Source organism: Streptomyces lothianensis, from assembly GCF_047779955.1.
Taxonomy (GTDB): domain Bacteria; phylum Actinomycetota; class Actinomycetes; order Streptomycetales; family Streptomycetaceae; genus Streptomyces.
In genome coordinates this window covers 96,527-111,524 of sequence record NZ_JBLMKT010000067.1, presented here as the reverse complement: position 1 = coordinate 111,524, position 14,998 = coordinate 96,527, and the positions used below count along the sequence as shown (strand labels likewise).

10 protein-coding genes are annotated in these 14,998 nt (G+C 69.7%); 6 read left to right on the top strand and 4 right to left on the bottom strand.

Annotated elements, in window-relative coordinates; all coding sequences use genetic code 11:
• The first annotated feature begins 56 nt into the window (after positions 1–56).
• Entirely contained in the window at positions 57–1,253 is a 1,197-nt protein-coding gene (locus ACLF6P_RS23445) for an LCP family protein (RefSeq protein WP_415952633.1), read from the top strand.
• Positions 1,254–1,492: 239 nt separating this feature from the next.
• Positions 1,493–3,205, top strand: a complete 1,713-nt coding sequence (locus ACLF6P_RS23440; protein ID WP_415952631.1) for an LCP family protein — start codon at positions 1,493–1,495, stop codon at positions 3,203–3,205.
• Between the two features lie 72 nt (positions 3,206–3,277).
• Here the strand turns inward: ACLF6P_RS23440 and ACLF6P_RS23435 are convergent, their stop codons facing one another.
• On the bottom strand, positions 3,278–5,080 hold the full coding sequence (locus ACLF6P_RS23435; protein WP_415952629.1) for an LCP family protein: 1,803 nt from the start codon (positions 5,078–5,080) through the stop codon (positions 3,278–3,280).
• 324 nt (positions 5,081–5,404) lie between these two features.
• Here ACLF6P_RS23435 and ACLF6P_RS23430 point away from each other — a divergent pair, with 324 nt between their 5' ends.
• Entirely contained in the window at positions 5,405–7,126 is a 1,722-nt protein-coding gene (locus tag ACLF6P_RS23430) for an LCP family protein (RefSeq protein WP_415952627.1), read from the top strand.
• Between the two features lie 79 nt (positions 7,127–7,205).
• On the opposite strand, the gene ACLF6P_RS23425 is transcribed toward ACLF6P_RS23430, so the two are convergent.
• Entirely contained in the window at positions 7,206–8,525 is a 1,320-nt protein-coding gene (locus tag ACLF6P_RS23425) for an LCP family protein (protein ID WP_415952626.1), read from the bottom strand.
• Positions 8,526–8,739: 214 nt separating this feature from the next.
• Between ACLF6P_RS23425 and ACLF6P_RS23420 the strand changes: the two genes are divergently transcribed.
• A complete protein-coding gene (locus ACLF6P_RS23420) occupies positions 8,740–9,288 on the top strand; it encodes an acyl-CoA thioesterase (protein ID WP_415952624.1) in 549 nt (182 codons plus the stop codon).
• A gap of 142 nt (positions 9,289–9,430) precedes the next feature.
• On the opposite strand, the gene ACLF6P_RS23415 is transcribed toward ACLF6P_RS23420, so the two are convergent.
• Complete coding sequence (locus ACLF6P_RS23415) at positions 9,431–10,930, bottom strand: LCP family protein (RefSeq protein ID WP_463315326.1); 1,500 nt, start codon at positions 10,928–10,930, stop codon at positions 9,431–9,433.
• Between the two features lie 163 nt (positions 10,931–11,093).
• Between ACLF6P_RS23415 and ACLF6P_RS23410 the strand changes: the two genes are divergently transcribed.
• The gene (locus ACLF6P_RS23410) at positions 11,094–12,146 is read left to right on the top strand and encodes a glycosyltransferase family 2 protein (RefSeq protein ID WP_415952622.1); all 1,053 of its coding nucleotides are present in this window, start codon (positions 11,094–11,096) and stop codon (positions 12,144–12,146) included.
• 122 nt (positions 12,147–12,268) lie between these two features.
• Here ACLF6P_RS23410 and ACLF6P_RS23405 read toward each other — a convergent pair whose 3' ends face one another.
• Complete coding sequence (locus ACLF6P_RS23405) at positions 12,269–13,426, bottom strand: acyl-CoA dehydrogenase family protein (protein ID WP_415952620.1); 1,158 nt, start codon at positions 13,424–13,426, stop codon at positions 12,269–12,271.
• Positions 13,427–13,643: 217 nt separating this feature from the next.
• Here ACLF6P_RS23405 and ACLF6P_RS23400 point away from each other — a divergent pair, with 217 nt between their 5' ends.
• Entirely contained in the window at positions 13,644–14,966 is a 1,323-nt protein-coding gene (locus ACLF6P_RS23400; RefSeq protein ID WP_415952618.1) for a UDP-glucose dehydrogenase family protein, read from the top strand.
• Positions 14,967–14,998: the final 32 nt, after the last annotated feature.

Genomic DNA, 14,998 nt, shown 5'->3' with positions numbered 1-14,998 from the left:
CGCCCCGCACGGGGCGCGCCGGCTGTGCCGCCCATGCCCTGAGGGGGGACCCCGACGTGACCGACTCCGCAGGCCCGCCCGATGTTCCGGACCAGTCCGCGGAGGACGCTCACACGTCCCGGGCGACCGGTCCGCGGTGGGTTCGGTGGATCGCCCTCGCCGCCGCCGTTGTCGTGCTCGGCGTCGCGGGTGTCGGCTGGGGGATCTATCAGCGGCTGCAGGGCAACATCACCCGGGACCTCACCGCCGCCGAGGAACTGGCGCGCTATGAACGCGAGCGGCCCCCGCCCGCGAAGCACAACGCGCAGAACATCCTCCTGATCGGCTCCGACACCCGTATCGGCGAAGGCAACGACCGGTACGGCAAGGACTCGGGCACGGACGGCGGCCGCTCCGACACCACGATCCTGCTGCACTTGGCCGCCGACCGTAAGAGCGCCACCGCCGTCTCGCTGCCGCGCGATGTGATCGTGGACATCCCGAGCTGCCGCACGGAGGACGGCACGCGGACCGAGGAGCGGTCCGCGCAGTTCAACTGGGCCTTCGAGTGGGGCGGCGCGGCCTGCACGATCCGGACAATCGAGCGGCTCACCGGCATCCGGATCGACCATCACATGATCGTGGACTTCCGCGGCTTCAAGAAGCTGGTGGACGCGGTGGACGGCGTCGAGGTGTGCCTGAAGGACCCGATCGACGATCCGGCCGCCCGGCTCAGGCTGCGGGCGGGTCGGCAGAAGCTGAACGGGGAGCAGGCGCTGGGCTTCGTACGGGCACGCAAGACGCTCGGCGACGGCAGCGACACCGAGCGGATGGACCGCCAGCAGGCCTTCCTCGCCGCGCTGGCCGGCAAGCTGCGCGACAGTGGCGTCCTGCTGAATCCGGTCCGGCTCTACCCGGTGCTCGACGCGGCGACCTCCTCGCTGACCACCGATCCGGCGATCGCCCGACTGACCGATCTGTACGAGCTGGTGCGCAGCATGCGGGACATCCCCGCGGACCAGGTGCGGTTCCTGACCGTGCCACGGCGCTCCTACGCGTACGACGCGAACCGGGACGAACTCGTACAGCCGGACGCCGACCGTCTCTTCGAGCTGCTGCGCGAGGACGCCCCGCTGCACGTGGCGAAGGACGCATCCGCGACAGGAGATGACAACGAACCAGGCGAATCACCCGAAGGTGCCCCTTCCGCCGCCCCCACCTTCCGCGGCAGCACGGCCGCCGGGTCCGTCTGTTCAGTGCCGACTGCGCCATAGGTGAGTAAAGGGATCCCAAAGCACCAAGGGCCGTTGACCTTGTATTGGGGCATATTGCCCGGTTGTAAGCGGCGTGGAATGCGTCACCGCCGTCGCCCTGCGCGGATCCGGGCGGATAGTGTGAGCGATCCGGTGCACCCCTGCGATCAAGCAGCGCCCTGCACCCGTGCACCACAGATCGACCGGACGCCTTGAAGGGGGAAGGCGCCGCGTGGCCCCGACGGAGGACTCAAGCAACCGTGGACGCGCAAGGCCGCAGGCGGGCAGAGGACATCGACCCCGCAGACCAGTGGGTACTCAACCCGCAGACCGGCGACTACGAACTGCGACTGACCCCCTCCGCACCGGAGTCGGGCATCCCCTCGCCGCGGCGCATGACGAACGCCGCGCCCCCGGCCCAGGGCCGCACCCGCCAGGCACCTCCCGGGCGCCGGCCGCAGCAGCGGCCCCCCGGTGACGTACCGGGGCAGCGCAGGCGTCGGCCGGGCGAGGAGCCGCTCGGCCCGGGGCGGCGCAGACCGAAGCAGAGGAAGAAGTCCAGGGGCAAGAAGATCCTGCTGTGGACGGGCGGCACCCTGGCGTTCCTGCTCGTCGGCGGCGCGGCCACCGCGTACTTCTACATAGAGCATCTGAACGACAACCTGACCACGGTCTCCGACGACGGTGCGGGCACGGGCGGGTTCAGCAAGGACAAGGCGATCAACGTACTGATCGTCGGCACCGACAAGCGCACCGGCAAGGGCAACGAGGGCTACGGCGATGCCGGCAGCCCCGGGCACGCGGACACCACGATCCTGCTGCATGTCTCCAAGGACCGTTCCAACGCGACGGCGCTGAGCCTTCCGCGCGACATGATCGTCGACATCCCGGACTGCCCGACGACGCAGGAAGACGGCACACAGAAGAACATTCCGGGCGAGCAGGGCAAACGCTTCAACATCAGCCTCGGCCAGTCGGGGCGTACGCCGAGCTGCACGATGCGTACGGTCACCGAGCTGACCGGCATCAAGCTCGACCACTTCCTCGTCGCCGACTTCAACGCCGTCAAGACCCTGAGCAGCGCGGTCGGCGGCGTGGACGTCTGCCTCGCCAAGCCCATAAAGGACCCGGACTCCCATCTGGATCTGCCCAAGGGCACCAGCACGGTCGAGGGCGACGACGCGCTCGCGTTCGTCCGCACCCGGCACGCGGTGGGCTTCGGTTCCGACCTCGACCGCATCAAACTGCAGCAGCAGTTCCTCAGTTCGCTGATGCGCAAGATGAAGTCGAAGATGACCAGCCCGACGACGATGATGGACCTGGCCGACTCCGCCACGAAGGCGCTCACCGTCGACGACAAGCTCAGCGATGTCTTCAAGCTCCGCGATCTCGGCATGGAGCTCGGCAAGGTGGATCTGAAGCACATCAGCTTCACCACCGTCCCGGTCGTCGACAACACCGACGGCGCCACCGTCCTGGTCAACGAGGCCAAGGCGAACCCGCTGTTCGCGGCCATCAAGAACGACGTGTCCCTGACCGCGACCGCCAAGAAGAAGAAGGACGCGCAGGCCGCACGCCTCAAGGGCCCCAAGTCCGCGGCCGCGGACGTCCGCGTGAACATCTACAACGGCGGCGCCCCACAGGGCGCGGCGAGCAAGACACTCACGTACGTGCAGAACGAGCACGGCATGAACAAGGCAAGCCAGCTCGGCAACCACGAGCCCAAGCAGGCCAAGACCACCCTCGAGTACGCGCCCGAACAGGCCGACCAGGCACGCAAGCTGGCCGAGGTCCTGAAACTGCCGGGCTCGGCGCTCAAGGAAGGCGAGAGCCAGACGAACGACCAGGGCCTGCCCGCGATCGTCCTGATCCTCGGCGCCGACTTCTCCGAGCCGGGCACCGCGGTGGGCGCCCCGGCCGCGCCGAAGGACCTGGACAAGACCGAGGCCGACAAGAAGACCTGCGCGAAGTGACCCTGCCCCGCCGTCGTCGTCGACTCCCGTTGACGACGACGGCGGGGCACGGGCAGGGCAGGGCAGTCCGGGCTACCAGCGGTAGGGGGCGTATACGTCCATACACGCCCCGGAGTCGCCCCCCATGGTGAGCTTCGCCGACTCGGGCGCCTTGTTCTCCCCCGGCTTCGCTGCCTTCGGGTACGCGTTGCTCTCACGCCAGTCCGCACCGATCACCAGCTCGAGCTTCCCGGTGCCCTTCACCTGCTTGACCGCGCCGGACGGGAGACCGATCTTCTTCGCCAGCGCGAGCGCGGTCGCCCGCTCCTCCGCGCTGCCGTAGTGCAGGGTCGTGTCGGCCTGCGGCCGCGGCGTGGTGTCCACTTCCGCCTGGGTCCAGCCCAGCGTCTGCAACTGCTCCGTGATCGAAGAGGCCCTGCCCGGCACCGGCTGCTGACTGCCGGCGCCCGTGCCGTTGAACACCGCGACGGGCACCTCGGCGGCCGGCTGTGGGGTCCCCTTCGTGGTGGGGCTCTTGTCCGCCTTCTTCTTGTCCTTGCCGTCGAACGCGGTGTCGCTGCGCAGCAGCTTCCAGATCTTCTCGGCCTCCGGCTCGTTGAGCAGCAGAGTGGCCTCGGGGTTCCGCGGGTCCTCCCGGACCGGGATCGTGGTCATGGAGATCCGGTCCGTCGGCACCTTCTGCAGCTCCTGTGCGAGGCTGTACAGCTTCTTGACGCTGCCAAGTCCTTCCTTGTCCACCGTCAGCGCCTTGGTGGCGGCCTCCGCAAGGTCCATCAGCTGGCCCGGGTCGGTGAGTTTCGTGCCCTTCTTGAGCTCCCGCACCATGGCGTTCATGTACTGGTGCTGGGCCTCGGCACGCTTGACGTCGCTGCCCCAGGCGTATCGGGTACGCAGCCACTGCAGCGCCTGCTCACCCTTGACGTCGTGGGTGCCCTTGGTGAGCCGCAGACCGGACTTCTTGTCGTACACATTGTCCTTGACACACACCGGCACCCCGCCGACGGCGTCGGCCATCGAGACGACCCCCGCGAAGTCGACCATCATGAAGTGGTCGATGTGGACACCGGTGATCCGGGTCCAGGTGGCTACCGTGCACCCCGGGCCGCCGTGCTGCAGGCTCTCGTTGATCCGGGCGTAGTCCTTCGCCGGGTAGAGCCTGCCGTCCTCGTCCCTGCACTCCGGAATGTCGATCATCGTGTCGCGGGGAATGCTGACGACGGACATGTTGCTGCGGTCCGCGGACACGTGCATCAGCATCTGCACATCCGCCCTGGGCGGCTCATCCGCCGTGTCCCGGGCGCCACCGAGCTGCTGGTTCTCCTCGGACGACCGACTGTCCGATCCGAGCAGCAGAATGTTCAACTCGGTCTGGCCGAACTCGTTCGGCGGGTTCTTCTCGACCTGCGTGCCGGTCCCGAGATTGAGCGGCTTCTTCTCGATGTTGTTGTTGAGGTGCTGGTAGTACAGCCAACCGCCACCGCCCGCCACGAGTATGAGGAACGACAGCGTGCAGACGCTCCACAGCACCCAGCGGCGGCGGCGCGGGGCGGCCCGGCGCCGCCTGGAGCGGCCGCCTCCGCCTGGTGAACTCCCGCCTCGCTCAAGTGTCCCGCCGCGCTCAAGCGTCCCGCCGCGCTCATACGAACTCCCGTCGCGCTGCCGGGGTACGGAAACGGCCGGGCCGGTCGACCCTTCCGCGTAGAGACTGTCGTCCCAGCCGAAGTCGGTCGCTCTGTCGCCGGGCCCTTCCGCTCCGCCGCCGCGTATGCCGCTGCCTCCGTCACCACGCACGTCACCACGCACGCCACCGCGCCCCGCGTTCCTGGCCGGACCGGGCTTCCTGCTGGCGGCTTTGTGTCTGGTCAACCCGCGCACTCCCTTGTCATCGCCCCGTGCTCGCTGGTTTGACGCGTGAGAGTGGGCGAAGGTTGCCCTCTCGGAGCCGGCCACGGGACCGCCGGGTCGCAGGCCGCTCACATTATCCCGACGCTTCGGCTCCCTGTGGCGCCCGGTGCCCGCGGCAGCTGTGACGCCCGGTCCCCGCGGCAGCGGAGCGTTCCCCGGATCACACGGGAAGGGCCAAGATCCGGAAAAGACTCGCGGCACGTGAACAACCCTTGGGGCATCTGAGAGGTCTGCCGTTGCAGACGATTTCACAGGTGGGGGTCACATGGTGCGCCGCCCCGGGAGGGAACGGGCATGACGCAGAACGATGTGTACGGCAGGGGTGACCAGCAATCCCACGCACCGCAGCCGCCTGAGGCGGGCTGGGACGGCCCTGCGCGGGAGAAGCCCCACCCGCACGCGGAACCCCACGTACCCGGCCCCCGCAGGCCCGGCACGGACGGGAACCGCCGCCCCGGCGCCCGGGCCGGGACGCGGCCCCCCGGCCCGGGCGAGCCCGCCACCCGGCGCGACCGCCGGCTGGCGGCACGCAGGCCCCGCAGCCGCCGACGGCGGATCCTGCGCTGGGTGGCGGCGGTGTTCGCCTTCCTGATACTCGGGACGGCAACGGCCGGCTACCTCTACTACCGCCATCTCAACAACAACATCCAGACTGCGCCGATGCCCGACGAGGACGGCCGGGCGCCGAAGGCCACGCCCAACGCGGCCGGGCAGACGCCGCTGAACATCCTGCTGATCGGCTCGGACGACCGTAACTCCGCGGAGAACCTGCGGCTCGGCGGCCACAAGGAGAGCGTCGGCGCCAAGCCGCTCGCCGATGTGCAGATGCTGCTCCACCTCTCCGCGGACCGCAGCAACATGTCCGTGGTGAGCATGCCGCGGGACACCCTGCTCGACATCCCGGAGTGCAAGGACCCGGAGACCGGGGAGACCTTCCCGGCGCTGACCCGGAAGCCGACCAACGAGACCCTCGGCCGCGGCGGCGCCGCGTGCACCGTCCTGACCTGGGAGAAGTTCACGGGGATCCGTATCGACCACTTCATCGTGGTCGACTTCACCGGTGTCGTGTCGATGGCGGACGCGATCGGCGGTGTCCCGGTCTGCGTGGACGCCAACATCCACTCCCGCAACCGGTCCGGCGAGGGCTCCGGCCTCAAGCTGGAGGAGGGCACCACCTCGGTCAAGGGCGAGCAGGCCCTGCAGTGGCTGCGTACCCGCTACGGCTTCGAGGACAACACCGACATCGCGCGGGCCAAGGCCCAGCACCTGTACATGAACTCGATGGTCCGCGAGCTCAAGGCCAGCGCCCGGCTCACCAATCCGACCGAGATGCTGAAGCTCGCCGAGGCCGCCACGACGGCCCTCAAGCCCGACGAAGGCCTCGACTCGGTCGAGAAGCTCGCCTCCCTGGGCGGCGAGCTGAAGAAGGTGCCGACCAAGCGGATCAACATGACGACCATGCCGTTCAACTACGTGGGATCGAAGGTCGAGCCCAAGCCGGGCGAGGCCGAGGACCTGTGGGAACTCGTCCGCGACGACATCGCGCTCGACGGCAAGGACGCCAAGAAGAAGAACAAGGAGAAGCTCTCGGACGACCCTGCGGCCGCCCCCGCCGAGACCGGCGTCGTCGTCCACAACGCCACGGGCGGCGACGGCCTCGCTCCGCTGCCGGGCCGGGCCGGCGCGGTCGCCGAACTGCTCAAGGCCGAGGGCTACACCCTCGCGGCCGCCGAGCGGTCCGCACCCGGCGCCGATGTGGAGCAGCCCCGTACGGTGATCCACTTCCCGAGCCCCGAGCTCGAAGGGGATGCCCAGGCGCTCGCCAAGGCCCTCGGGCTGCCGCTGAGTTCGGTCAAGAAGTCCACCGAGGTCTCGGCCGTCACGCTGACCGTCGGCGCGGACTGGCGCGAGGGCGAACGGCCCGTGAAGCAGGCGCCGAAGGCCCCTCCGAGGGAGAAGATCGAGAACGGCGCGGACAAGGGCTGCATGAAGGTCAACCCTCGCTACACCTGGTAGCGCACCCCCGTACCCGCACAAGGAGAGCCCCGGCCGGATCACTCGGCCGGGGCTCTCCTTGTGCGTTCGTGCCGCGCGGCTACTCGGTGACCGTGACCTTCTCGTCGTTCTTCAGCTGTTCCACCAGCTGCTTCACCTTGGCCTTGTCCCAGACCAGGTTGCTGCCGCGGTTGCCCGAGATCGGCATGTTCATCGACTGGCCCTCACCGCCGGAGACGCTCTTCATCGCCCAGAACATCTCGGCCACGTCGAACAGGCCCATGTCCTTGTCGACGATCAGGGTGTCGAGGCCGGCGCCCATCGTGGGGTAGAGCCTGAAGGGGTTGAGGACCGTGGACGGGGTCGCCGACTGCTCGGCGAGGGCCGCGAGGAACTTCTGCTGGTTCTTCGTACGGTCCAGGTCACTGCCCGGGAAGGCCTTGCGGGTACGGACGTAGGCAAGGGCCTCCTCGCCGTTGAGGGTCTGCCGGCCCGCCTCGAAGTCCGCTCCGGCGTCCTTGTCCTTGAAGGCCTTCGGGATGTCGATCTCGACCCCGCCGACCGCGTCGACGATCTTCGCGAAGCCGCCGAAGCCGATCTCCGCGTAGTGGTCGATCCGCAGACCGGTGTTGTGCTCGACGGTGCGGACGAGCAGTTCCGGGCCGTCCTCGGCGTAGGCGGCGTTGAGCTTCACGCGGCGGCCGGTGTTCGGGAAGAGCTTGCCGGACTCGGAGCCCTTGAAGGAGGGGATCTCGACGTCCGAGTCGCGGGGCAGGGAGACCATCGTGTTCCCGTTGTCGCCGACGTGCAGCAGGATCATCGAGTCGGTGCGCTTGCCCTCGGCGGAACCGGTGTGCAGGCGCTTGCGGTCCTCGGCGGACAGGCCCTCGCGGCTGTCGGAGCCCACGATCAGGTAGTTGGTGCCCTTGCCGGCCTCCGGGCGCTCGATGACCTTGGACAGGTCGACCTCCTGGCGCAGCTTGGAATTCGCCCAGAAGTACGTGCCCACGGACCACAGCAGCATGACCACGAGCAGTGTGATCGCGCCTGTCTTGATCCGGCGGCGCCAGTCCGGGGCGCCCCGGCCGGGCCGGTACGCGCCGTCGTCGCCGCCGCGCCCACGGCCACCGCCACCGCCGTAGACCTGGCCGTCGCTGTAGCCGCTGTCGTAGCCGCCGCGTCCGTCGTCGTACCGGTCGTCGTACCCGTTGCCGTGGGACTCGCCCCGGCGGTCGTCGTAGCCGTGCGTGGGCTGCGAGGGAACGCCGTACGGCGGCGACTGCGGCCTGGGGGGCCGGCCGGGCTGGGGACCGCGCTGGACATGACGCATCGTGCGCGCGCCCTCGGGCTGCGCACTGCTCGCGCCGCGCCCGTAGCCACGGCTGCGGTCTTCATTCCACCCCTGGGGCCAGTCATTCATGCCCACAGTGTGCCGGTCCCCTTGTTACGGGGAGCAAGGGATGCGGGTAAACCGGGCCAGGGCTGTTGCATACCTGACACAAAGCGCCCGGTACGCGCGCCGGACACAGAGCGCCTGGGGGACCCGCGCCGGACACAGAGCGCCCGGAGGGAGCGCGCCGGACGCAAAGCGCCCGCGACCAGGGCTGACGCGGAGCGGACATAGAGTGGAGGACATGACAGACCAGGCCCCGCAGCCCGAGGCGGAGATTCCGGGCAAGCCGACCGCGGCTTCCCGGACCACCCTCAGCCACATCATGACCCACAACGACACCAACCTTCTGGGGACGGTGCACGGCGGGGTGATCATGAAACTCGTCGACGACGCCGCGGGTTCAGTGGCCGGCCGGCACTCGGGCGGGCCGGCGGTGACGGCCTCGATGGACGAGATGGCCTTCCTCGAACCGGTACGGGTCGGGGACCTCGTCCATGTGAAGGCGCAGGTCAACTGGACGGGCCGTACCTCGATGGAGGTCGGCGTACGGGTCCTGGCCGAGCGCTGGAACGAGTCGACGCCGCCGCAGCAGGTCGGCTCCGCCTACCTCGTCTTCGCCGCCGTCGACGCCGAGGGCAAGCCGCGCCGCGTCCCGCAGGTGCTCCCGGAGACCGAGCGCGACCGTCGCCGCTACCAGGAGGCCCAGATCCGCCGCACCCACCGCCTCGCGCGCCGCCGCGCCATCATGGAGCTGCGCGAGAAGCGCGCGGCGGAGGGCCTTGACGACTGACGGTCCCGGGGCGTGGTGCGAAAGTCGCTTCGTTCGCCCGCAGGGCAGAAGCGATCTTCGCAACACGACCCAGGCGGCCGGGGGTTCCGCTGACGGCGGGAGGGGCCGGCAGGTCCGACGACCGCGGGAGCGGCCGCCTCCCTCAGTCCTTCCCGCATACCACCTGGTCACCGGTGACAACACCGAACTCGCCCTGGTCGGCGTCCTGGGCGCGCACCTTGCGCACCCCCGCGTAGTCCGGGCCCGCCGTCACCTTCAGCGTCCCGCCGAGCCCCTTGACCGCCTTCAGCCGCGATCCGGGCAGCGCGGTGGTCAGGGCCCGGGCCGACCGGTCCCAGCGGGGGTCGTACTCGACGAGGGTCCGCTCGACCGGCGTGGCATCGAGGGGCGCGCCCGTCGTACGGAAGCCGGTCTTGCGCAGGGCCTTGTCGACGCGTCCGCCGAGCCCGTCGACGGAGGTGCCGTTGGCGACCTGCACACGAATCTGCTGCGGTGCCACATCCACCAGGATCGCCTTGTTCTTCTTGCGCAGCGGCGCGAGCGGCCGGTCCTCGCGCAGCGCGTCGAAGATCCTCCGGGAGCGCTCCGGATCCCATTTCAGGGTCGATCCGATGCCCTTCACCTTGTGGTTCATCTCGCCGATGGGCACCGAGGTGAACTCGGAGGAGGCGGGTGTGAAGCCGCGCATCGCCCGCCCGAGGTCCAGCATCTCGTCGGTGCCGAAGGAGCGGTCGGCGCGCACCGAGCCGAGGACGGTCCGGGTCACGTTGCGGAATTTGACCGGGTTGAGGAGCACCCCGGACGAGGTCGCCTTCGCGATGACGGCGGCGAGGAAGCGCTGCTGGCGCTGCATCCGGCCGAGGTCCGCGGCCCCGTCGACATGGCGGGAGCGCACGTACTGCAGTGCCTCGCCGCCGCTCAGACGGTGCCTGCCCGCAGCGAGGTCGAGGCCCGTGTACGAGTCCTTCATCGGGCTCGTCGTGCAGATCTCCACGCCACCGAGGACGTCCACGGTCTTCATGAAGCTCGTGAAGTCGACCTCCAGATAGTGGTCGATCTTGACCTTGGTCATCCGCTCGACCGTGCGCACGGTCAGCTGGGGCCCGCCCTCCGCATAGGCGGCGTTCAGCTTGATCGGGTGCGCGTGGTGCCTCTCACGGCTGTTGCGGTCGGTGTGCGCGGGCGCCACGGCGTACGAATCGCGCGGCAGGCTGACGATGCTGGCGCGGTTCCCGTCCTCCGAGATGTGCACGATCATGATCGTGTCCGTGCAGTTGCAGGGCGCCCCGCCGAGCCGGTACGCGCGCCGCTCCTGCTCGGTGATCTTGTTGCGGCCGTCCGTGCCGACCAGGAGCACGTTCATGCCGTCGCTCGCGGAGGGACGATTCTTCATGTCCTTGAAGGGGTCGACCCGGTCGATCCCGGTGTCCAGGCCCGTCACCAGGACATGCCCGATCCCGGCCGTCGCGAGCACCGCCACAGAGAACGTGGTCGCCATCCGCATCGCCCAGCGCGGCCGCCGCCCGGGCCTCCTGCGCCGCACGGGCGGCGGCTGCCGCACCCCGGACCGTACGGACTGCCGCGCTCCCTGTCGTGGTCCTCGCCGGGGAGGTCGGGCGGGGCTGGGCGGCGGCACGGGCACAGGGGGACACCTCTCCGCGGCGGTGCGTGGTGCACACAGCGGTGGTACGTGGTGCACACAGGCGCAGGGACGGTACAAACGTAGGCCCATACGAAATGCGGCCCGGGGAGGCGGCCCGGGGGCCGCACCACCGTGTCCCCCGTTCGCGGTAACGTGACGGGTGATGAGCGAGAATCCCCGGCCGGGTCGCCGGCCGACCGCCGAGCAGCCCCCCGCCGTATCCGTGATCATGCCGGTCCTCAACGAGGAGCGGCATCTGCGCGGTGCCGTCCACGCGATCCTGGAGCAGGAGTACGCGGGTGAGATGGAGGTGGTGATCGCGCTCGGCCCGTCCACCGACCGCACCGACGAGATCGCCGCCGAGCTCGTACGCGAAGACCCCCGCGTCCACACGGTGCCGAACCCGACGGGCCGCACGCCCGCCGCCCTGAACGCGGCGATCAAGGCCTCCCGGCACCCGATCGTGGTACGCGTCGACGGCCACGGGATCCTCTCACCGAACTACATCGCCACCGCCGTCCGCCTCCTGGAGGAGACCGGTGCGATGAACGTCGGCGGCATCATGCACGCCGAGGGCGAGAACGACTGGGAGCACGCGGTCGCCGCCGCGATGACCTCGAAGATCGGCGTGGGCAACGCCGCCTTCCACACCGGCGGCGAGGCGGGCCCCGCCGATACCGTGTACCTCGGCGTCTTCCGGCGCGAGGCGCTCGAACAGCAGGACGGCTACAACGAGGAGTTCATCCGCGCCCAGGACTGGGAGCTGAACTTCCGTATCCGCGAGGCCGGCGGCCTCATCTGGTTCTCGCCGGAGCTGAGGGTCTCCTACCGGCCGCGCCCCTCCGTGAAGGCGCTCGCCAAGCAGTACAAGGACTACGGCCGCTGGCGCCATGTCGTCGCCCGCTACCACGAGGGCTCCATCAACCTGCGCTACCTCGCCCCGCCGACCGCCGTCTGCGCGATCGCGGCCGGACTGGTCGTGGGCGCGGCGCTCACCCCACTCGGCTTCGTCATCCCCGGCGGCTACCTCGCCGCAATCACCGCGGGCTCCCTGCCGGCCGGCAAGGGGCTGCCGCTCAAGGCCCGCCTGCAGATCCCGGTGGCGCTCGCGACGATGCACATGTCGTGGGGCTACGGCTTCCTGACCAGCCCCAAGGCCCTGGCCAGGAAGGTCATCGCCTCGCGCCGGCCCGCTGTGCTGCGCGAGAACGCCTGAGCGGGTCCGCGGCCCGCCGCTGATCCGCGGCCCGCAGCACGCGCGGCCCCCGCAGCTGATCCGCGGCACACAAGCGTGAAGGGCGCCCGAAGGCGCCCTTCGACGGATCAGCTCGCAGAGGGTCAGGGCAGGTTGCGCGCCATGACGATCCGCTGGACCTGATTCGTACCTTCATAGATTTGCGTGATCTTGGCATCACGCATCATGCGCTCCACCGGGTAGTCACGGGTGTAGCCGTAGCCGCCCAGGAGCTGGACCGCGTCCGTGGTGGCCTCCATCGCGACGTCCGAGGCGAAGCACTTGGCGGCCGCGCCCAGGTACGTGAGGTCGGCGTCGCCGCGCTCGGAGGCGGCGGCGGCCTGGTAGGTGAGGGCGCGGGCCGCGGAGATCTTCATGGCCATGTCGGCGAGCATGAACTGGATGCCCTGGAAGTCGCCGATCGGCTTGCCGAACTGCTTGCGCTCCTGGACGTAGCCCTTGGCGTAGTCGAGGGCGCCCTGGGCGATACCGAGGGCCTGGGCCGCGATGGTGATGCGGGTGTGGTCCAGGGTCTTCATGGCGGTCGCGAAACCGGTGCCCTCCTCGCCGATCATGCGGTCGGCGGGGATGCGCACGTTGTCGAGGTAGACCTCGCGGGTCGGGGAGCCCTTGATACCGAGCTTCTTCTCCGGGGCGCCGAAGGAGACGCCCTCGTCGCCCTTCTCGACGACGAAGGCCGAGATGCCCTTGGAGCGCTTCTCCGGGTCCGTCACGGCCATGACCGTGTAGAACTCGGACTCGCCCGCGTTGGTGATCCAGCGCTTGACGCCGTTGAGGACCCAGTAGTCGCCGTCGCGTACGGCCTTGGTCTTCATGCCGGCGGCGTCCGAACCGGCGTCCGGCTCGGAGAGGCAGTACGAGAACATGCCCTCGCCCTTGGCCAGCGGGCCCATGTACTTCTTCTTCAGCTCCTCGGAGCCGGAGAGGATCACCGGGAGCGAGCCGAGCTTGTTCACGGCGGGGATCAGTGAGGAGGAGGCGCAGACTCGGGCGACCTCCTCGATGACGATGACGGTGGCGAGCGCGTCGGCACCGGCGCCGCCGTAGGCCTCGGGGACGTGCACCGCGTGCAGATCGTTGGCGACGAGCGCGTCATGGGCCTCCCGCGGGAAGCGGGCCTCCTCGTCGACGGCGGCCGCATGCGGAGCGATCTTCGCCTCGGCCAGCGCGCGGACGGCCTCGCGGAGCATGTCGTGCTCCTCGGCCGGACGGTACAGGTCGAATTCGGGCTGTCCTGCCAAGGTTGTCCACTCCCACGCTGAGTCGGGCTGAGTCGGTACGAGTCAATGCGGGCTAATGCGAGTTAATTACCGCTAAGTAGCCTGTGCAGGTTCCACGATAGCGACCGGGCGCGCTTCCGGTGCGGCTCCAGTGAGCAATGCCACCCCGGACATCCGGCTCGCGCGCGCGGATATGCTCGGGACGGCCAGCCCCCCAGCACGTCCAGGAGCACCGCGTATGTCCCTCAAGATCACTGTGATCGGCACCGGATATCTCGGTGCGACGCATGCAGCGGCGATGGCCGAGCTGGGCTTCGAGGTGCTCGGGCTCGATATCGCCCCCGAGAAGATCGAGTTGCTCGCGCAGGGCCGGGTGCCCATGTACGAGCCGGGCCTGGAGGAGCTGCTCGCCAAGCATGTCGAGGGCCTCGAAGGGTCGAGCGGGCGACTGCGGTTCACCACTTCGTGGGAAGAGGTGGGGGACTTCGGCGATGTGCACTTCGTCTGCGTCAACACCCCGCAGCGGCAGGGTGAGTACGCCTGCGACATGAGCCACGTGGACGCCGCCTTCGCCTCACTCGCCCCCTTCGTACGGGAGGGCTCGCTGGTCGTCGGCAAGTCGACGGTGCCGGTCGGTTCGGCGGCGCGGCTCGCCATGCTGCTGCCCGAGGGCGTGGAGCTGGCGTGGAACCCGGAGTTCCTGCGCGAGGGCTTCGCCGTGAACGACACGCTGCACCCCGACCGGCTCGTGGTGGGTGTGGCGAGTGAGCGGGCGGAGAAAATCCTGCGCGAGGTGTACGCGGCGCCGATCGCCGAGGGCTCGCCGTTCGTCGTCACGGACTTCCCGACCGCGGAGCTGGTGAAGACCTCCGCGAACTCCTTCCTGGCGACGAAGATCTCCTTCATCAACGCGATGGCCGAGGTCTGCGAGGCCGCCGACGGCGATGTGGTGAAGCTGGCGGAGGCGATCGGCTACGACGAGCGGATCGGCCGGAAGTTCCTGCGGGCCGGGATCGGCTTCGGCGGCGGCTGTCTGCCGAAGGACATCCGGGCGTTCATGGCGCGCGCCGGTGAGCTGGGGGCGGACCAGGCGCTGACGTTCCTGCGCGAGGTCGACTCGATCAACATGCGGCGGCGCGGGCACATGGTGGAGCTGGCGCGCGAGGCGGTCGGCGGTGCGTTCCTGGGCAAGCGGGTCGCGGTGCTCGGCGCCACGTTCAAGCCGGACTCCGACGACGTACGGGACTCGCCCGCGCTGAACGTGGCCGGGCAGGTGCATCTGCAGGGCGGCCAGGTCACGGTGTACGACCCCAAGGGCATGGACAACGCCCGGCGCCTGTTCCCGACGCTCGGCTACGCCGAGACCGCGCTCGGTGCGGTGCGGGGCGCCGATGTCGTACTGCACCTCACGGAGTGGCGGGAGTTCCGCGAGCTCGACCCGGCGGCGCTGGGCGCCGTGGCGGCCGAGCGGATCATCCTCGACGGGCGCAACGCGCTGGACCCGGAGCGGTGGCGCGAGGCTGGGTGGACGTACCGGGCGATGGGGCGGCCGGTTGCTTGAGCGGGGCCGGGTACAGCTGGACAGACCCCGCC